Raw genomic sequence first — 21,256 nt, forward strand, 5'->3', positions numbered from 1 at the left:
AATCTTATCCCTGATTACTGTAGATAATTCATTCATTTTCGTGTAGTTAAATAGTTACCTAAATGGTATTCGACAACGAAAAATTATGAGTTGTTAACAAGCTTACCTAAAATAGATCTACTGCATTTCTACAGGTGATTATTACTTAAATTCTACGTTTTAAGATTATTGATATTATAAACTATCGCCAATTATAAGTGAGTTTTTTATGATGAATTTATGAAGCGTTGTAGTGTAGTAATTTATGGTAGTAGTAGTGTTTTAATGGATGATCTTATGTTGGGTGATTCTCTTTTCTAATTGTCTTATTTCTATATAGGGAGTGTATTTTAAATTGATTATAGAATATTCTATTGGACATTTTAGGTATCGATTTATTGAAAAACCTAAGAGTGTTCAGTAATGGAGTAGTAGTCCAATTCCTTTATATATGAAGTAATTTTCGATCATCCATGTTCATTTAAGTAAGAATCTTAAATAGAAAAATTCTTGAAATAAGAGATACGTCAATATAGGATGTAACTCAATAGGAAGATAAACGAAAATTAAGGTGACTTTTTTTAATGTTAGATATAAGTAGTCAAATATTTAAAATAATCTTATCAAAATATGAGGAAATTTCATCTAATCTTTATCGGGATATTTATCTTTTTTTCAACAGTATTTACAGCGATGATTAAGGCTGAAAATAAGTTAGATATAGAGGATGAAAAGAGTAGTGTAGTTAACGATTTTAACCAAGATTTTGAAGTAGGAGAAGCGATTTATTATCAAGATGTAGTAACGGTAAACGTCGATTTAGAAAAGATGGCTAATTCATTAGGATGGACCGTTTATCATTATCATGAATATTCTATCACTTTTGATGGGAGAAATTCCTTTGTTTTATTCTGTGATTTTATAAAAGAGGTGAATCAAGAACGATTTTTAGCTTCAGGTTTTAAAAACATCGAAATGAAACTAATATATAAAGAAGAAGTGATTCAATATTTTCAAGAAGAATTAGAATAATCGTTTCGTCCAAATAAGATATTAGCACTAATAAGTGATATTCGTTCCAACTTTAAGGTTGTCAGAAATGGCAACCTTTTTTTGTAGAAAAAAAATAATGATTAGCTAGGGGTTTTATTTAATTATCACGCCTATGAAGATGAAAAGGAAATAAGAACCAAAAAAATCTTCAATTATGTGTAATTCAAATCAATTAAAAGCAAATTATCAAGCTGATGTAGATCCAGTAAAAAGCTATCAAGAAAAGTGTAAAGTGAATTATGATTTCTATGAGCAAGTGATAAACACTAAAGGGAGTAGAAAAGAAATTTATTCAGATATGATTCTTCCTCATACAGGAAATGCTTTTCCTGTTAAGCAAGGACAGGTAATTAGATTCGAGCAAAAGCCTAGCTTACATAATGGGAGAACTCAAATTCTTGATGTTCAATTTATCACACCAGATTTAAAACAATGGAGTGATCATTTAAATAATGGACCAATAGAAGGGTTAAATCTAAAACTCTTTTCTGGAGTATGGACACAAAGCCAGTATATGGAGAAAATAGCAACTGTAGTAGCGGACGAATTCCCATATGAACTTCTAGATGATAAGAACACATCACATATGTTTTTTGCTGCACATTGTTGCCCTGAGTGGATTGAGATGACTCATGGTAAAGAAGCGAACGTCAATAGTTGTCAAGAAAATTTCATTCATGGTTTTAATAGAATTCCTGCTATTCAGGCAATAAAGGATGAAAAAAAGAGACGAGAGACAGTACAGTTTTTCGCAGATAAAAATGATATTAATATTTTTCAAGGCAATAGATTTGGACAAGATGAAAACGGAATAACAAGGTGTTTTTTATCACCAACTCCTCAGGTTCCTGATGGTACAGGTGTTGAGTTTTATGCAGAAAAAGATTGCTATGTAGTGGTTAGTAATTGCCCTTATGCGGATCAGGCTTTACCGTTTCCAGAAGCAGACCCTAATCCAGTGTATATTACTGTAGAAGATACAGGGATACTTCCTTACTCATCAAATCATTTGAATATTAATCATGGATGGGAGGATAGAATTTATGATAGAATCTACTCTAAAGATATGACTGCAAAACCTATTGACTAACCTCTTCAGTGAATATGGCTTTCAGCAGTCAATAACTGCTGAAGCTATATTTTACTTGAATTTGTTGTATTAGATATCGACAAATATTGTTACATTTAATCACTCTTCAATTATTATCATTCTACTATGGAAAAGAACAATATCACCCAGATATTAAATAATAAATCAGACCTAGACAGATCAGATAAAATTTATCCTTTAGTCTATGATAACCTACATCTTATATCAGAAAAACTATTCCAAAGAGAAAGAGTAGGTCATACCCTTCAGCCTACCTTATTGGTCAATGAAGCTTTTATGAATTTAGTGGATAATGACAATATTGAGTGGCAAGGGAAAACACATTTTTATGCCATGGGTGCTAGGGCAATACGTAGAATATTAGTAGACCATGCCCGCTCTAAAAACACATCTAAAAGAGGAGGTGATTGGCATAAAATTGATCTTGAAAAAGTAGTAGCTTTCCACCCAGAAAAAGGAGATATGGCTTTAGCTTTAGATGAAGCTATAGAACACCTTGCCGAAAAACATGAACGTCAGGCGAAGGTTGTAGAAATGAAATTTTTTGGGGGGATGAAAATGAAAGAAATAGCGGATGAATTAGGTGTATCTATCAAAACCATTGAAGTAGATTGGACCGTTGCAAAGCAATGGATAAAGATTTTTTTAACTAAAGAAGTATAATGTCAGACGATTTACATGTAAAGGCTTCAGAACTCTTCGGTCAGGTAATGGAATTACCTTATGAAGACGCCATATCTGTCATTAATAAGTCTACAGAAAATGATGAAGCTTTAAGAGAGTATACCCTTAATCTGTATACATCTTTTGCAAAGGAAAAGGAAAACTTTGGACAATCTGATAATAATTCAAACACACAAGAACACATCACTAATTCCTCTTTTTTACAAAAGAAACTTACCCAATCATCAGTTAATGAAATAGATAAAAAATCTTTCTTTCGAAAAAGGAAGAATTGGCTAACTGTTGCATTGGTATTGTTATTAGTCATTGCCGGTTTTTTCTATGGAACCATTGTTCGCAATAAATTAATTAATAGTGAGTTAAGAGAGCATCAAGCCTTTTTAAATTCTCAATCTTCGATCGTAGAACATTGGATGGTAAGTGAGAAAATGAAGATTAAGGATCTCGCTAAGCTTTCTATTGTTCAATCTTTATGTAGGGAGCTATTAGAACAATACAATAAAAAAGGAAAGGCATACCTCACCTCGAATTCTCCACAACTAGAAGAGTTTACCCAAGAACTTAAAAAATTAAGTAAGAGTGAACAGGTGTTAGGAATGAGTATTATCCATGCTAATACACCTATAACGTTTATTAGTACAGGACTAATAGGTGAAAAAACAAAAGTTTCCATCTTAAATGGTCAAATGTTAGGTGATGGAGGGTATAAAAAATATTTAGAGGTAATTAAAGGAAAAACAGTGTTTGTACCGCCACTAACACTTTCCGAGCAAGTAGATGTATTGACTAACCCAATTGATAATTATTTTTCAGAATGTCATTTTGCAACACCCGTTTATTCTGAAGGAAATATTATTGGAGTGTTAAGTATGAGTCTTTCCTCAGAAGCTACATTTAGCCGTCTATTTGAAAATGCATTAACTCTTGATGAAACAAATGTTTATGCTTTTAATAAAAATGGTCAAATTTTAAGTAGTACTCTAAAGTATGATGGAGACGATACTTATTTAGCAGATCCATTAAAAGTTAAACTAAAGTATAATAATGAACCCACTTCTCTTTTTTCAGATATCCAAGAAAAGCTCACTCATGATCCTGTAGCTCTAAAAGGACATCTATTAAAAAGTTATTATGATTATAATGGTAATGATGTTGTTGGCTCTTGGGTTTGGTTTCCTTCAGAAGAATTTGGGCTAATTTATGAACAAAACCAATCTGTATTTTATCAATCAGTTCATCTCTTTGACCTGACTTACCTATTATCTGTTTTAGTAGTATTGATTTTCGGTGGAATAATCATTAAAACAGATTTCCAACTGAATTTATTGAATAAAAAACTACAGAAATTAGGTCAATATCATCTTCTGGAAAAAATAGGAGAGGGAGGATTTGGAGAAGTTTTTAAAGGGGAACATCAATTATTAAAGCAACCTGTGGCGATCAAATTGTTGAAAAAGAGTTTTAATGATACTGATGCCTTAGATCGTTTCAGAAAAGAGGTGATGGTCACTGCTTCATTACATCACCCCAATACAATTAGAGTATTTGATTATGGTCATAATCACCAAAATCAGTTCTATTATGTGATGGAATATCTTCATGGAATTTCATTAGAAGAATTATTAATACATAATAAGAAAATTGAAATTGGACGAGGTCTTCATATCCTTTTACAGGTTGGATATAGTTTGATGGAAGCACATCAAAAAGGGTTATTACACCGAGATATTAAACCTGCAAATATTATGGTGTGTAATCAAGGAGGAGCCTTTGATACCGTGAAACTACTAGACTTCGGATTGGTGAAAGAAGTTAATACTATAGAGCATACAAAATTAAATAGAATCGGTGGTACTCCTATGTTTATGGCTCCCGAAAGGTTACATGATCCTTTTAATGCAGATGTAAGACAGGATATTTATGCTTTAGGAGCAGTAGGATTGTATATGTTCAGTGGTAAATATATAGTGGAATTAATATCACAAAAGATGCTTCAAGGAGTAGACTCTATAGATACATTGCTAAACGAGGAAGTGTTTGATCGAAAGGACTTACCAACTCCTCTAATACAATTATTTTTTCAATGTGTCAGCTTCAATGTAGACGAACGTCCTTCTAGGGTTCTTCAATTTATACAAATACTGAGAGAGATTGCTAAAGACTACCCTTGGACCGTTGATGATGCTCAACAGTCTTGGAAAGCATACGATGTGTATGGTTAAGGCTTATACTATTTCTACTTTCTTAGTGTGAAAAAGATTTTTAAGATGAAGACTTATTAATGCAATCGATGCAGTGTAAGAAAGGATACTTAACCACATAGGCTCAAATCCAAAGTACTTAAGAATACAAGTAATAACATATAGCAAATACACAATCCACATCACTTTAGCATGTAAATGATGTTGGCATTTTTTTGTAGTGAAATATACAGCTACTCCACTTACTAAAATCATAGAAAGATCAACAAACCCCCAAAAATCTAATGTATGATGATGATGATGTTCATGTCCATGTTGCATCAATGAACTACCTATAATTAAACCTGAGGTAAGCATACAATGAACAAGACAAATAAATGACCCTGTAATTCCAATTTGATCAGACTTTTTACGAAGTGTTTCTTTAATAGTACACATAATAGATAATAATTATTTTGATAAATTGATTTTGATATCTTCATTATCATATGCGGTAACTATTGCTAAATCCCTAACTCAATTTTTGATTTTTATTCTACGCTTTGATATTCTCTCATTTGAAGGCTCATCCGTGCATAATAATTTTAGTATACATACCTTTTAAGTCTTGATTTTTAAATCGATTATTTGACTTAATACTTACACCCCTTTCAACAATAAAATGATAGATGTGGTTAACGAAGGTTAATGGTATAGGGAGTTTAAAAAGATCTCCCGCCTATGTTGGTGAATACGAATTAATCACAATCAAAAATCTATCAATTATGTGTAATAATAGTTATAACGCCGACATCGATCCAGTAGAACAATTTGCAAGAGGAGTAAAGCCTAATACTGAATTTTATGATAGTGTAATTGCTACTAAATCAAATGGTACAAGAAAGTTAGTATACGAAGAAACATTACATCCACATACAGGAGATGCTTTTTATGCGAAAGCAGGTCAGGTGATTCGAATTGAGCAAAGACCACATCAACATAATGGCAGAACACAAATTGCTGATATTTTATTTTTTACACCAGATTTAAAACAATGGAGTGATCACCTTAGCACAACTGCAGTAGCAGGTTTTTCTCCATCAATCTATGGTGCATTATGGACTCAAAGTAAGTTTATGGAGAAGATTGTAACGCTTGTTGCGGACGAATATCCCTATGAACTTTTAGAGGACCCTGATAACAATATGAAGGTACAGCATATGTTTTTTGCAGCTCATTGTAGTAAGGAATACAATATGTGTGCTTATGGAAATGATGCTGTACATATGAACAGTTGCCATGAAAACTTTATTCAGGCACTAAATAGGATTCCAGCAATTGCAGCTATTGAGGATGAAAAAGAAAGAATGGAAAAGGTGCAGTTCTTAGCAGATAGAAATGATTTAAATATCTTCCAACCCAATCAGATAATACCTGATGAGGAAGGAGTTACAAGAGGGAAGATGTTTTTGAGCCCTTCAGTTCCTGATGGTACAGGGCTGGAATTTTATTGCGAAAAAGATCTTTATTTGGTAGCAAGTAACTGCCCTTATGCAGACCAGAACTTACCATTTCACGAGGCTGATCCAAATCCAATTTATATTCAAGTATTTGATACAGGGATTACACCGCATACTGACGATCACTTAGGTATGATAAAAGGTAGTGAATGGGAAAAACTAGTCTATAATAAATTTAAGACTGGAGAAAAAGAAATCTCAGTTCGTACACCTGAGAGTTTCAACAACAAATAATTTTTTAAAGAAAGTAACTTTATTGATTTGATGGGTTACTTTCTTTTCTACCAAACTATTATCGTCATGAAAACATCATTAAAAAGTAAAATCGGTTTAGGGTTTATCATTTTAGGTTTTATATGTCCTGTATTTGGGTTGATTGTGCCTTTGTTAGGTTTTAGTAGTACAGTAACGGCCGCTCTTGTTACATTTTTTTTAGTAGGAGGCCCTGAAATTCTGTTCGTATTAGGAGGGATTTTAGCAGGAAAAGAAGGAATACAGCTAGTAAAAGGAAAGATCAAAAAACTTTTTGGATTGCCAGAAGAGAACTATCCGGCAACTTCTGCACAATATAAATTAGGTGTTATATGTATAGTGACTTGGTTTATTCTTTTGGTTGTTCCTGGGTATATTCCTAACCTTTTTGAAATGCCCTTTATTAGAGAAAACCTTCTTTATTTATCTATAGGGACTGATATAATGTTTATTGTTGGAGTATTTATTTTGGGAGGAAATCAGATGATCACAAAAATTGGAGATGTGATAAAATGGCAGCCTTGGCAATTACCTTTAAAAAAATAAAAAAAGCCCTCTACCGTTTCATACGGTAGAGGGCTTTGGTTTTTAAACAACGATAATATTGTTTAAATGATGACTACCAAACTTTAGCTCTGTCATTAGGAGCAACATACATTGAATCACCTTCAACAACATTGAATGCCTCATAGAAAGGATCAAAGTCTGATAAAGGACCTGTAGCTCTATATTGACCTGGTGAGTGTGGATCAGACATAATTTGATTTCTTAATGCCTCTTCTCTAGATTTTGTTCTCCAGATTGTTGCCCATGATAGGAAGAAACGTTGTTCTTGTGTGAAACCATCAATCATACCTGGCTTTTCTGGTTGCATTTCTAAGTAGCGTTGTAAACCATCGTAAGCAACAGCAACACCACCAATATCTGCGATATTTTCACCCAGTGTTAACTCACCGTTGATATGTAAATCTTCTAATGGATAATAAGCGTTGTATTGGTCTACAACCATCTTCGCTTTTCCTTGGAAAGTTTCACCATCCTCATGTGTCCACCAATCTTTCATTTCGCCATGAGCATCAAATCTACGACCTGAATCATCAAATCCGTGAGAAATTTCATGACCGATCACAGCACCAATACCACCATAGTTTACTGCTTCATCAGCTTTGTAATTATAGAAAGGTGGTTGAAGAATCGCTGCAGGGAATACAATCTCATTATATAATGGGTTGTAATAAGCATTTACCGTTTGAGGAGTCATACCCCATTTAGTTTTATCTACAGGCTTACCGAACTCTTTCATGTTTTTCTTAAACTCATAAACACTAGAGTTTACGATATTTTGGAAGTATGCATCTTTAGAGATTTCTAAATCTTCATAAGTCTCCCACTTGTCAGGGTAACCAATTTTTACTGTAAAGCTTGCTAATTTCTCTTGTGCTTTTTGTTTTGTTTCAGCACTCATCCAATCAAGGTTATTGATTCTTTCAGAGAAAGCCTGCTTAATATTATTGACCATTTTCTCTGCTTTTTCTTTAGCTTCGGCAGGGAATTCTGTCTCTACATATAATTTACCTAATGCAAAACCTAAAGTACCATTTGTAGTTCCTAAAACACGCTTCCATCTTGGACGGTTCACTTCTAAACCACGCATTTTTTTACCATAGAAGTCAAAGCTTTCATTAACGAAATCGCTACTTAAATAAGGAGCTGCTTCATGAACGATATGCCACTTCAAGTAGTTTTTAATAGTAGATATAGAAGTAGATTTTAAAATACCATCTAACTTTTGGAAGTAGATAGGGTGATTAACAATAATAGTATCTGCAGGTACATTAATGTAAGCTAAATACTCTTTCCAATTAATTGTTTTACACTTTTTTTGCAAGTCACTAATCGACATTGGATTGTATTGTGACCTTGGATCACGTTCTTCCACTGGCGTCATATTGAATTCCGCTAAAGAGTTTTCGAGATCAAAAATCTTTTGTGAAGCACCAGATACGCCAATCATCGACATCATATTTTCAATATGTTGTATGTATTGAGCTCTTTTTTCTTTTGATGCATCATCGTCTTTAGTGTAATAGTCTTTGTTTGGAAGACCCAAACCAGCATATCCTAAATACAATGATTGAATTTCAGAATTTTTCAAATCTTGGAATACACCAGGACCAAAGAATACAGAAGTACTTGAAAGGTGAAGTTCTTGAAGAACTTTTTGAAGATCTTTTAAATTCTTGATACCATCTACCTTAGCTAAATAAGGTTGGATAGGTGAAGCTCCTAGAGATTCAATTTTTGCAGAATCCATACCGCTTTCATACATGAAAACAGCTTTTTCTTGGTCAGATCCTTTTTTTAGTGATGAAGATGTCGCCGCTTCTTTTAAAACTTTTAAAGTTGCTTTCTCATTTCTTTCTCTTAGTTCATCAAAGCTACCCCATCTACCTCTATCAGCAGGGATTTCTGCTTTTTTCATCCATCCACCATTAGCGAATGCATAGAAGTCGTCTCCTGGGTTTACAGACTTATCCATATTTGACAAGTCTAAAGCTGCTTCGGTAGTATCTGATTCAGATGATTGAGGCGAGTTACATGAAGTCGCAAGCATTGTACCGACACCTAACGTCAGGCATAATGCTTTAGATAAGATTTTACTCATGAAGTTTAATTATTATTGGTATGCTGCAAATGTATAAAAAAAAACATCCTTTTAAAGGAACTACCAACAGTTCCCTTACTTTAAAATAATTACTTTTTATTGATATCCCTCTTATTCATTGACTGAAAATATGTTTTTGATAACATAATAAGTTATTGGTACGGAATGGAATAGTACCTTATTTATCATTTATAGAAATATTTTTAGTTGTCATTCATTATTGATTTTCACTCGACTACTTAGAATTTTAAATATGGTAATACAAATAGACATGAAGTAGCCAAAATATATCTAATTCAATTGTTTTTCATTCTCTTAATAGTGTCGTATTCGTTGTTGTGATTGTTGATATTTAGCTTTTTTCTGACGTACCATTTTATGCTTCGCCCCGTACCAATACTCCTCAATACCTCATTTTCATCAATCAGCACGCTTTAAAATAATCTTATCCCGTATTTGCAAGTGTAACTTTTCAATGACAGAGTTTAGGTGATTTAACTACGATTTTTTCCCAACGAATTATTACAACCAACTACAAAAATTAAAGTATGAAAATGAAATGTACTCGATTAATACTTTTACTTTCCATGTTTTGGAGTATGAGTATTACTTCTCTATTGGCACAAAACGACTTTAGAGAAGAAACCATTTACTTCCTTCTAACGACACGTTTTTTTGATGGCGACCCTTCTAACAACCGACCGAATGAATGGAGTTCGTATAACCCCGATCCGGAAGTCAATCCTCAAATTACAGATCCTAATGATGTAACTTGGAAAGGTGATTTCAAGGGACTGATTGATAAATTGGATTATATCCAAGATTTAGGGTTTACAGCCATTTGGATCACACCGATTGTACAAAACTGGAGTCCTTTGGATTACCACGGTTACCATGCTTATGATTTCACGAAAGTAGATCCTAGATTGGAATCCCCAGGGGCTACTTTCCAAGATTTAATCAACGAGGTGCATGCTAGAGACATGAAGATCGTTCTTGATGTCGTTACTAACCATGCTGGTAGATTTGGTATCAAAGGTTTAGCTGAAATCAAATATAATACTGATACTTCTCAAGTTTGGGGGCAAGATCTAAATGGAAATCCATTGCAACCTAATCCAAATTGGGAGTATGATGGAATGACACCAAACCCCGACGATGGACTTATTTGGAGTAGAGCGAATATTCCAACAATGCCTGCACCTTATAATGAAAATCTTAAGTTGTATAACTGGCCATCTACTCAATCCTATGTGGATACTTCAGATCCTGAATGGTATCATCATTCTGGAAATGGTTTCGCCCAAGGTTGGGATGATACTGAAAACTTATACAATAGAGCATTAGCAGGAGATACTCCAGATTTAAACACAAGTAGCCCTGTAGTAAGAGAGTATTTAGTAAATGCTTACAAGACATTTATTGAAATGGGTGTTGATGCTTTCCGTTGGGATACCATCAAACACATGAGTAAAGAAGATGTTTTATATTTCTTGGATGCTTTTAAAGCGATTAACCCAGATCTATTCGTTTTCGGTGAAGTGGCTCAAAAAAGACATGAGTTGCATAGTATTGAAGAAATTAACCCTCACTGGTATACTTGGAGAGGAGCTACGAATGCTTCTGATCCGTCAGGTATGGCTGTTATTGACTTTTATGCTGAGGCTAGTTTTCATGATCCATTTGAGTATGGTGGAAGTTTTTCTGGTGTAAAAGCTGCAGATAGATATGATCATTTATATGCTGATCCATCAACCAACCTATTATGGCTAGATAATCATGATTTTGGTCCTAATAACGATTGGAATAAAAGGTATGGAGGAACAGATGAGAACCTTGCAGCTTGTCTAAATTTTATGTTTACATGGAGAGGTATTCCTATTGTATACTATGGTACAGAAATGCGCTTTATGTCTGGAGCATATGCAGATATCCATGATGCAGAAGGAATCAAGAAGTCGATCAATGAAACAGGTAGAGCATATTATGGTGATGTAATGGATCAAGCTCCAAGTCATAAAATCTATCAACATATCAAAAAATTAAACGCTATGCGTAAAGCTATTCCTGCATTACAAAAAGGGGAATGGCGATGGAATGGCGATAATGGTGGGAATGGCGTAGGTTACGTTAGAGTTTACGGAGATAGTGAAGTAGCTGTGGGCTTAGCAAAAGACGGAGCAGCAACTTTCAACTTTACAGGTTTAACAAATGGCGTTTATAGAGATGCTGTTACAGGAGCAGAAGTTGCGGTCGCCAATGGAACTTTAAACTGTACTGTAGAGTCTGCTTCAGCAGCGGTATTTGTATTAAATGGCCCAGGTATGATTGGAGGAAATGGTTTAGGTTACTTCCAACCAGGAGTTGGTGGACCTTCGCTACCATTTGTAACCGCTTCCCCTGAACCAAAAAGGTATTTAGATCCTGTGAATGTATCACTTTCAGCAACATTGGGAGCAGGCGGACCTTACAGTATATATTATACAACAGATGGTAGTACTCCTACCACTTCATCACAAAAGTATACATCAACGATTGCTGTTACTGAGGATACAGAGATTAGAGCGTTAGCGATAGATAGCGATGGAAATACATCTTCAGTCACATCATTTAATTATAGAATTGGAGAAGTTCAGGGCTTAGAAGTGTACTTTAAAAAACCATCTAATTGGGGGAATGTCAATGTACATTATTGGAGTGAAACTCCTGCAGGAGCTTTAGCACCTAGTAACTGGCCTGGACCAAGTATGGAACAATATGATGGAGATTGGTATAAATATGTATTTGAAGAAACCGAATCTGTAAATCTATTATTCAGTGATAACGGTTCAAATAAAACGGATGACTTGTCTAGAAGTAGTAATGGTTGGTTTGATGGTACTACATGGCATAACCAATGCCCAGATTGTGGACCTCAAACAGAACAACCTCCTGTTTTAAGTAGCTCATTAAATGGAGCACAAGTATCATTATCGGCAACAAATAATGGCGTTATTTATTATACGTTAGATGGTACCAATCCTTCATCTACATCACAACAGTATACATCATCGATTACTTTAACTGGTGCAGAAGGAGAGACAATTACTTTAAAAGCCATAGCGATTAATTCTGCAGGCCAATCAGAGATAGAAATGATCTCTTATACTGTACCTGAAATTCCTGTAATAGAAGGAGGAATGACAGTATATTTTAAAACGGAATGTGCTAGTCCTGCGATTTACTTCTGGAATGTTGATGGGAATGATGCTACAACTTGGCCAGGAGAATCTATGTATGTTTCTTCGAAATACCCTGGTTTTTACGAATATACTATTGATGGTACTTGTACCAACTTGATTTTACTTTGTGATGGAAACAAAGTGACAGGTGATGAGATGAATATTTGTGGAGATGTTTGGTATGATAACGGTTGGATAGATGAACCAATCACCTCACCGGATGTCACTTCACCTACAGTAAATATTTCTCCAAGTGGAGCTGAATTTACAAATAGTGGCACTGTATCTATTTCGGCCTCTGATGATCGCCAAGGTTTACTAACTATATATTACACTACCGATGGAAGTACTCCAACTACAGCTTCTTTATCATCAACTCAAAATGTGAGTTTAACAGTTACTGAAAACACTACCGTTTCAGCAATAGCTGTAGATGAAGCAGGAAATAGTTCTGCAGTAAGCGTTGCGAACTTTACAGTAGTTGAGGTAGAACAACCAGTTGAAGGGTTTACAGTTTATGTAAAAGGCTATTCTAATATCTACCATTGGAATGCATTCCCTTCAGGAAGTATAGCAAATGCGACTTGGCCAGGAGTATCTATGGCTCAAGAAGGAAATTGGTATAGCTTTACTTTCCCTGCTGAAGTAACATCTACAAGCTTAATCTTCAATAATGGTAATGGAGATCAAACAGGAGATTTAACTAGAGGAAAAGATGGCTGGTATGAAAACGGTCAATGGTACGATAGTAATCCTGATTTTGGAGATCACCCTGTTCCAGGTCTAACAGTTCATTTCAGAACAGATTGGTCTAACGCTTCACTTCATTACTGGGGAGCTTCAGGTGGATCAAGTTCAAATTGGCCTGGAGTTGAAATGTCAAATGATGGCAATGGATGGTTTAGTTACACTATTCCAAACATAACTTCTACGAACCTTTTATTCCATGATGGTAATGGAAATCAGACAGTGGATCTAACAAGAAGCCAAGAAGGTTGGTATATGAATGGTCAATGGTATGATACGGACCCTGAATTAAGTGGAAGTAGAGTGACTTCATCATTAGATTTGGAAAGAGATATCATGATCTATCCAACGCTTATTCAAAATAATTTTTATATCACTTTACAATTGCCGACAGCTTCTGAAGTAGGAGTACAAATTATTAATCTTAGTGGTCAGGTGGTACATCCATATCAAGAGTTTAAAGTTTCATCAGGTATTCATAATCTAAAAGTATCAGATTTAAACTTGAAAGCAGGAATGTATCTTGTGAACCTAAAAGTAGGGGAACAGAAAACGGTACGTAAGCTGATCAAACAATAATATGTTTTAAATAGTAGTTCAATATAGAATCGTAGATTCAATAACATTAGTCAGTCATTTATTTATATAAGTGGCTGGCTTTTATTTTCTGATATATATCAGGTTTTGGATAGAATATTAGCAAGAATTAAACTATACCACTCTTTCATCTTTGTACTGTAGGTAATCAGGAAAAGATGAAAAATTATAAAACAGCAATTCAATCAGGTACATATAGTTTTATCGGAATAAGCATTTTGGCTTTACTTAATTCATATTTCGATCAACAGTCTGTACTGCTAACTGGAGCTTTTGGTGCAACTGCTGTTTTATTGTTTGCAGCTAGTGATAGCCCTTTGGTAAAGCGAAAGAATATGTATTTAGGACATCTTTCTTCTGCATTTATTGGGGTCAGTAGTTATTCTCTTTTTTACTCAATTAGCCCACAAATAGCCGTTGCATTAGCGGTCGGTGTATCAATCGGAGTGATGGTATTTTTCGATATCGTTCACCCTCCCGGAGGTGCTACCGCTTATATCGCAGTGTATGGAGGACAAAAAATTCACGCATTAGGGTATGGATATCTATTTTTTCCAGTCCTCATAGGAGTGATAATTCTTGATATTATTAAAACAATCCAACCAAATAAAAAACATTATGAGTGTAAATCAGAAAACTATTGATATAGTAAAAGCAACAGCCCCTGTCATTCAAGAACATGGTGTTGCCATCACTTCACATTTCTATAAGTTGATGTTTCAACATAACCCTGAATTAAAAAACGTATTTAATATGGCTCATCAAGCCGAAGGTACTCAACCCAAAGTACTGGCAGGGGCAATATTAGGTTATGCGACTTATATCGATAATTTACCTATGTTATCGGCAGCAGTAGAGCGTATTGCTCAAAAGCATGCAAGTTTAAGTATTCAACCAGCTCAATATACTATTGTAGGAAAACACCTTATTCAAGCAATAAAAGATGTTTTAGGCGAAGCAGCTACTCCTGATATTATAGAAGCATGGACAGATGCTTACGGTATTTTAGCCAGTGTATTTGTAAAAAGAGAAGGAGATATTTACAATGAAAAAATCAATGAAGATGGAGGCTGGGTAGGTTTCCGCGATTTTACTGTAACCAAAAAAACAGAAGAGTCAGACGAGATTACTTCTTTCTATTTACAGCCTGTTTCCGGACAATTATTACAATACAATCCTGGGCAATATATTGCTGTAAAGTTAAAGGGTGAAGAACATAGCCATGTGAATATGAGAAACTACTCTCTAAGTGATGCCCCAGGAAAAGAGTATTATCGAATTTCAGTGAAAAGAGAAGTAGGACAGGGAGATAAACCCAATGGTATTGGTTCGAATTTTCTTCATGATCATGTATTGGAAGGTGATATCATAGAGGTGGGTATACCCGCTGGCGATTTTTATTTAAATGAGAAATCCAATAAAGATATAGTTTTATTAAGTGGAGGAGTTGGAGTAACTCCAATGTTATCGATGTTGGAGCATTTAGTAGCTACTCATTCTACTCGAAAAATCAATTGGATCCATGCTGCAAAATCAAGTAAATCACATGCATTTAAAAGTGAGGTAAATGAGCTAACAAGAACACATTCCAATATCTCATCTACTTATATCTATTCAGACAACTTACCTGAGGATAAAATGGAAAGAAAAGGATTGGTAGATGCAGCATTAATTGCAGAACTAGTAGAAAATTATTCTGAGGCAGAATATTATTTCTGTGGTCCAAAACCTTTTATGAAAGCAGTGCTAAATGCATTGACTGTATTGGGAGTAAAAGAGGGGCAAATCAATTTTGAGTTTTTTGGTCCATCAGAAGAATTAACAACAGTAGAACACTAATAATTGGATGAAATAGTGATTTTTTTATAGAAAACGGGTGTCATTTTATGAAGTGGCACTCGTTTTTTGTGTACTGACACGCTAGAAACGCAATTTCCCTCTATTATTGTTTAACAGTGAATATGGAAATGAAATAGATACGATTATTATTATTGACATTGTACTTTGGTTCAAAACGGACATTACGAACCTGGAGAAAAAAGTAATAAGGAGGTCTCACTGATACTCCATTATTAAGTAAAGTAAGAAAAACATTAATGAAGGTTAGCATAACCATTTGGAAAAAGAGATTCTATAAGGAGTCTCTTTTTTTGTGCCCTAAATTTTTAACTTTGTACTAGCAAATTGATACCATATGAATACTTTCAAATATATATTCTTTCTAGTTTTTGTTATCCTTTTAGGTCTTCCTGTAATAGCTGATAATGAGTTTTTAAAACTCGATGAGTTACTAGAAGAAAGAGACGTTTACCTTCAAAAGAGAATTGAAAGTATTAAGCAGCTAAAAATTACATTACGTTCAGTAAAAAATAAAAAGGACCAGTTTGATGTATTATATCAGATAACCCAACAATATCTTCCATACAATTCGGATTCATCATTGACTTATGCTTTAAAAGTGGATGATATATCGAAAGAGATAGAAGATGAAAACTATCAAATTAAAGCAGATATTGTACTTGCTCAGTCCTATGCTCTTGTAGGCTTATACCATGAAAGCATGATGATTTTGAATAGATATAAAGATGAAGACTCGTTAGGGAGCAATGTGATCGATTATTATTCTATCAATGCTCATCTGTATAATACTCTAACGCTATTAAATCTGGATGATAATATCACTAAAGTATATAGAAAACGATGGAGGTATTTTGAAAATGGTATCAAAAATACAGCATCTCCGAACAGTATTTCTTACTTATTGTCTAAAGCTGAGCTCCTAAAAGATGAAGGTAAGCTTAATGAAGCTATTGTCGTTCTAAATAAATTACTTTCAAGTGTACAACAAGATGATAGAATTTTTGCACCTACAGCTTATACACTAGGAGATACTTATGGACGATTAGGGGATGTGAATAAAAAGATACATTACCTAATTCTATCTACAGAATCAGATGTATTAAATGGAGTAAAAGAACATGCTTCATTAAGAGAACTTGCTGTAGAGTTATATAAGCTTGGAGAGATTAAAAGAGCTTATAAATACATAAAAATAGCCTTAGATGATGCATTAGAAAGTAATACGCAACTTAGACGCTATGAGGTACTTGAAATTCTGCCCTTAATTGATACTTCTTATCAAGCCAATAGAGATAAAGTAAGTCAGATCATGAGATGGTTTGTTACGGTGAGTTCTATTTTACTATTGATTACTTTCTCTCTATTGTTTTTCTTTTTGAAACAGAAGAAAAAGTTAGAGCATTCAAATCAGGAAGTGAGTGATAAAAACAGTCAGTTGAGTGAATTGAATGAAGAGCTACAAACCAATAAAGAACAAGTAGAGGCTATCAATGATCAATTGCGCTCTTTTAATTTAAGACAAGAGGAGTCAATTACCAGGTATCTAAAACTATGTTCAATGTATATCGGGAAAATGGATGATTACAGAAGAACATTATTAAGGAAGGCCAACAAAAGCCCAAAAGAAGAAGTTTTGAAGCTTCTAAAATCTAAAGATGTTGTTGATACAGAATTGAAAGTTTTTTATAAAGATTTCGATGAATCCTTCTTGAAATTATATCCCCATTTTGTGGAAGATTATAATCAATTAATGATTGAAGATGCTCAGATTACTTTAAAGAAAAATGAACTTTTAAATACCGAACTTAGAGTATTTGCTTTAGTGAGGTTAGGTATTGAGGAAAGTTCGCAAATAGCGGAGTTCTTAAGGTATTCAATTACTACAATCTATAACTATCGAACAAAAGCAAGGAACAATGCTAAGGCAGGAAGAGACCAATTTGAAATAGAATTAATGAAGATAGGTGGATAAATGAAACTAAATCAAAGTGATGACAAAAAATACCATTTTACACTTATTTAATCTGTTTGCTATTGAATTTACCCCATGAAGTAGTGATGTTTGCCTTGTTTTTATAAAATATCAACTACTTTTTATGCTTTTTTTATATATATTAAAATGTTGTCATTCAGTGTTTTATGTTTTTTATTTAACTACTTTCTAACAACTTTGCCATTGTTGTGTGTAATCAATACACTAGTTTTGCAGTGTTGGAAATGAACAAACAATTAGACTTATTATTATAGATATGAAAAAGCAGATCATTACTTTACTAATTGCTGTCTTTGCAGTTTCATTCTTGAATGCTCAGACATTAAAGTCTCCAAGTGGAAACTTTACAATGGAATTCAAGTTAGACGCTAAAGGAACACCTACTTATCAATTACAAATGGATGGTGAGCCTATCGTTAAAGAGAGTAAACTTGGTTTATCATTAATCAATAAAGATAATTTAATCGAAGGGTTCAAAGTTGTAGATACAGCAGAATCAACGTTCGATGAAACTTGGACACCAATCTGGGGTGAGTTCAAGGAAATTAGAAATCACTACAATGAACTATTAGTATCATTAGATCAAACATCTACGAACCGTAAAATGAACATTCGTTTCAGATTGTTCGATGATGGTTTAGGTTTCCGTTATGAGTTTCCTGAACAATCTAGCTTAGTATACTTTGTCATTGAAGAAGAGCATACAGAGTTTGCGATGACTGGTGACCATAAAGCATGGTGGATTCCAGGTGATTACGATACTCAGGAGTATGATTATACTACTTCTAAGCTATCTGAAATCAGAGGTTTAATGAAAAATGCATACACTGGAAACGTTTCTCAAGAAGGTTTCTCAGAAACAGGTGTTCAAACGTCATTAATGTTGAAATCAGATGATGGTATTTACATCAACCTTCATGAAGCTGCTTGTGTGGAATATTCTACAATGCACTTAGATTTAGATGATAAAACTTTTGTATTCGAATCGCACTTAACTCCAGACGCTCAAGGTGTAAAGGGGTATATGCAAGCACCTCGTTCTACTCCTTGGAGAACTGTAATTGCTAGCCGTAATGCAGGTGATATCTTATTATCAAGCATTACATTAAACTTAAATGAGCCAGTAGCTATCGAAGATACTTCATGGATTAAGCCAGTAAAATACATGGGTGTATGGTGGGAAATGATTACAGGTATGAGCTCTTGGGCTTACACTGATGATGTTCACTCAGTACATTTAGGTGTTACAGATTATTCTAAAACTAAGCCAAATGGCAAGCATGCAGCGAATACAGAGAATGTAAAAAGATATATTGACTTTGCTTCAGAGCATGGATTCGACGCTTTATTAGTAGAAGGTTGGAACGAAGGATGGGAAGACTGGTTTGGTAAATCAAAAGACTATGTTTTTGACTTTGTAACTCCTTACCCTGATTTTGATGTTGAAGAAATCAGAGACTATGCAAAATCAAAAGGTATCAAAATGATGATGCATCATGAGACTTCAGGTTCAGTAAGAAACTACGAACGTCATATGGATCAAGCTTATCAGTTTATGGTAGATAATGGTTATAACTCAGTAAAATCAGGTTATGTAGGACCAATCTTACCAAGAGGTGAACACCACTACTCACAGTGGATTAATAACCACTACTTGCATGCCGTTAAAAAAGCCGCTGATTATAAAATCATGGTTAATGCACACGAAGCTGTACGTCCAACAGGTCTTTCAAGAACATACCCTAACTTAATTGGTAACGAATCTGCAAGAGGTACAGAATATGAAGCATTTGTAGGAAACAATGTGGATCACACTACTATTCTTCCATTTACAAGATTAATCGGTGGTCCTATGGATTACACTCCAGGTATCTTTGTAACAGATATCAGTGAGTACGATCCAAGCAGAACTTCTTATGTACGTACTACAATAGCTCGTCAATTGGCACTATATGTTACTATGTACTCTCCATTACAAATGGCTGCAGATCTTCCTCAGCATTATGAGAAGTTTATGGATGCTTTCCAATTCATTAAAGATGTTGCTATCGATTGGGATGAGACATTAGTATTGGAAGCTGAACCAGGTGACTTTATCACTTATGCTCGTAAAGAAAAAGGTTCTTCTAGCTGGTTTGTAGGTAGAACAAACGATGAAGAAAAACGTACATCAAATATCAAATTTGATTTCTTAGACGCTGATAAAAAATATATCGCTACAGTATATAGCGATGCGAAAGATGCTCATTACAAAGATAATCCTCAAGCGTATGAGATTAAGAAATATGTAGTGACTTCTAAATCGAAATTATCTCAATTCTGTGCTCCAGGTGGTGGTTATGCAATCAGCATCGTAGAGGCAAAAGACAAAGCAGAATTAAAGGGATTGAAGAAATTATAAGAGACATTCATTTCATATAAAATTTTGTTTTAGTTACACTAAAATATAATACGATAAATTAGACGAAAGCCTAGAGGTACATACTTCTAGGCTTTTTTATTTTGTTGAAATTCAGAGAGATAATAAGATTTTGAAAGTTGTAATATTCGTTAAATAGATCATCTAACTATCTAAGTATTTACGTATTAGTGAATGTTTAACGATATAAGATTACGATTCATGAAAAATTTTTTAATTCTACTATTCTCATTTTTTGCATTGGTATCATGCAGAGATAAAGGTACCTATAATACATCCCCAATTCCTTACTTCAGTAAAGTGATAGTTAAAGACAATGTAAAATTAAGGTTAGCATATTCCGAACAACAGAAGTTTTTTGTTGAGGGCGATGATAGCTTATTTACAATTAATCATTCAGTGGAAGACGGGATATTAATTCTTGATAATTCAGGTAGTGAAGATATTGTTGTAGCCAATCTTGGTAGTGGAGAGTTAGATTCTATTGTTGTAGAAGGATCTGGAGAAATTGAGTTCACAAAACCATTTGTTTTTTATAAAGGAAAATTGAATCTGGTACTTAAAGACAATGGTATTATGTATTCAGATTATATTATGGAAGGCCATGTTTTAAATGTGGAGATGAAGGATAAAACGGAATTGTCATTAAGAGACCTTGATATTGTTAACTTATATATTGATCAGAAAGGTCAATCATTAGTAACTATGGAAGGCACTGCAGATAAACAGTATCTATCTTTAAAAGACAAATCTCAATACAATGGTGTTAATCCATTAGGAGAAGCTTTTGAACCAATAGTAGGGAAAGTAATTGATATTGAAACGAACAATTCTGCAAATGCTTGGGTGAATGCAACTGATACTTTAAAGGCTCAGGCAAAAGATAAAAGCACCATTACATTTATTGAAAATGAAAAAACTGTAGTGAAGAAAAGTGGAGAGTCTATGTCTATTACAGCTACTAAAAAGTAGAGT

The 21,256-nt window shown here is 34.0% G+C and carries 14 protein-coding genes; 12 read left to right on the top strand and 2 right to left on the bottom strand.

The genetic code is table 11. The features are described 5' to 3' along the window. The first annotated feature begins 609 nt into the window (after nt 1-609). The 4 genes from HGP29_RS00970 to HGP29_RS00985 all read left to right on the top strand — a co-directional run bounded on the left by HGP29_RS00970 (nt 610) and on the right by HGP29_RS00985 (nt 5,049). Entirely contained in the window at nt 610-1,011 is a 402-nt protein-coding gene (locus tag HGP29_RS00970) for a hypothetical protein (protein ID WP_168880437.1), read from the top strand. A gap of 175 nt (nt 1,012-1,186) precedes the next feature. Further along, nucleotides 1,187-2,122: a DUF1989 domain-containing protein gene (locus tag HGP29_RS00975; protein WP_168880438.1), complete on the top strand. Its 936-nt coding sequence runs from the start codon at nt 1,187-1,189 to the stop codon at nt 2,120-2,122. 126 nt (nt 2,123-2,248) lie between these two features. Beyond that, the gene (locus tag HGP29_RS00980) at nt 2,249-2,806 is read left to right on the top strand and encodes a sigma-70 family RNA polymerase sigma factor (protein WP_168880439.1); all 558 of its coding nucleotides are present in this window, start codon (nt 2,249-2,251) and stop codon (nt 2,804-2,806) included. Next, nucleotides 2,806-5,049: a serine/threonine protein kinase gene (locus HGP29_RS00985; protein ID WP_168880440.1), complete on the top strand. Its 2,244-nt coding sequence runs from the start codon at nt 2,806-2,808 to the stop codon at nt 5,047-5,049. The genes HGP29_RS00980 and HGP29_RS00985 overlap by 1 nt, the downstream gene beginning before the upstream one ends. 3 nt (nt 5,050-5,052) lie before the next feature. Here the strand turns inward: HGP29_RS00985 and HGP29_RS00990 are convergent, their stop codons facing one another. Further along, nucleotides 5,053-5,466, bottom strand: coding sequence for a MerC domain-containing protein (locus tag HGP29_RS00990; RefSeq protein WP_168880441.1), 414 nt, complete (start codon nt 5,464-5,466; stop codon nt 5,053-5,055). 230 nt (nt 5,467-5,696) lie between these two features. On the opposite strand from HGP29_RS00990, the gene HGP29_RS00995 reads away from it, so the two are divergent. Both HGP29_RS00995 and HGP29_RS01000 read left to right on the top strand, forming a co-directional pair. Continuing rightward, nucleotides 5,697-6,761 (top strand): DUF1989 domain-containing protein, encoded by a 1,065-nt coding sequence (locus HGP29_RS00995; RefSeq protein WP_211093168.1) that lies wholly within the window; start codon nt 5,697-5,699, stop codon nt 6,759-6,761. Between the two features lie 66 nt (nt 6,762-6,827). Beyond that, complete coding sequence (locus HGP29_RS01000; protein ID WP_168880442.1) at nt 6,828-7,325, top strand: transporter suffix domain-containing protein; 498 nt, start codon at nt 6,828-6,830, stop codon at nt 7,323-7,325. 73 nt (nt 7,326-7,398) lie between these two features. On the opposite strand, the gene HGP29_RS01005 is transcribed toward HGP29_RS01000, so the two are convergent. Beyond that, nucleotides 7,399-9,444 (bottom strand): M13 family metallopeptidase, encoded by a 2,046-nt coding sequence (locus HGP29_RS01005; RefSeq protein WP_168880443.1) that lies wholly within the window; start codon nt 9,442-9,444, stop codon nt 7,399-7,401. Between the two features lie 599 nt (nt 9,445-10,043). Between HGP29_RS01005 and HGP29_RS01010 the strand changes: the two genes are divergently transcribed. The 6 genes from HGP29_RS01010 to HGP29_RS01035 all read left to right on the top strand — a co-directional run bounded on the left by HGP29_RS01010 (nt 10,044) and on the right by HGP29_RS01035 (nt 21,253). Further along, nucleotides 10,044-13,991 carry a starch-binding protein gene (locus tag HGP29_RS01010; RefSeq protein WP_168880444.1) on the top strand — a complete coding sequence of 1,316 codons (3,948 nt, stop codon included), beginning with the start codon at nt 10,044-10,046 and terminating at the stop codon, nt 13,989-13,991. A 176-nt stretch (nt 13,992-14,167) separates the two neighbouring features. Continuing rightward, nucleotides 14,168-14,653, top strand: coding sequence for an HPP family protein (locus HGP29_RS01015; RefSeq protein WP_449401705.1), 486 nt, complete (start codon nt 14,168-14,170; stop codon nt 14,651-14,653). Further along, complete coding sequence (gene hmpA / locus HGP29_RS01020; RefSeq protein ID WP_168880446.1) at nt 14,628-15,848, top strand: NO-inducible flavohemoprotein; 1,221 nt, start codon at nt 14,628-14,630, stop codon at nt 15,846-15,848. Before HGP29_RS01015 ends, hmpA begins: the two co-directional genes overlap by 26 nt. A gap of 355 nt (nt 15,849-16,203) precedes the next feature. Next, nucleotides 16,204-17,841: a DUF6377 domain-containing protein gene (locus HGP29_RS01025; RefSeq protein ID WP_168880447.1), complete on the top strand. Its 1,638-nt coding sequence runs from the start codon at nt 16,204-16,206 to the stop codon at nt 17,839-17,841. 277 nt (nt 17,842-18,118) lie between these two features. Beyond that, the gene (locus HGP29_RS01030) at nt 18,119-20,263 is read left to right on the top strand and encodes a glycoside hydrolase family 97 protein (RefSeq protein WP_168880448.1); all 2,145 of its coding nucleotides are present in this window, start codon (nt 18,119-18,121) and stop codon (nt 20,261-20,263) included. Between the two features lie 219 nt (nt 20,264-20,482). Continuing rightward, nucleotides 20,483-21,253, top strand: a complete 771-nt coding sequence (locus tag HGP29_RS01035; protein ID WP_168880449.1) for a GIN domain-containing protein — start codon at nt 20,483-20,485, stop codon at nt 21,251-21,253. The last annotated feature ends 3 nt before the right edge of the window (nt 21,254-21,256 follow it).

This window comes from Flammeovirga agarivorans, assembly GCF_012641475.1.
Classification (GTDB): Bacteria; Bacteroidota; Bacteroidia; order Cytophagales; family Flammeovirgaceae; genus Flammeovirga; species Flammeovirga agarivorans.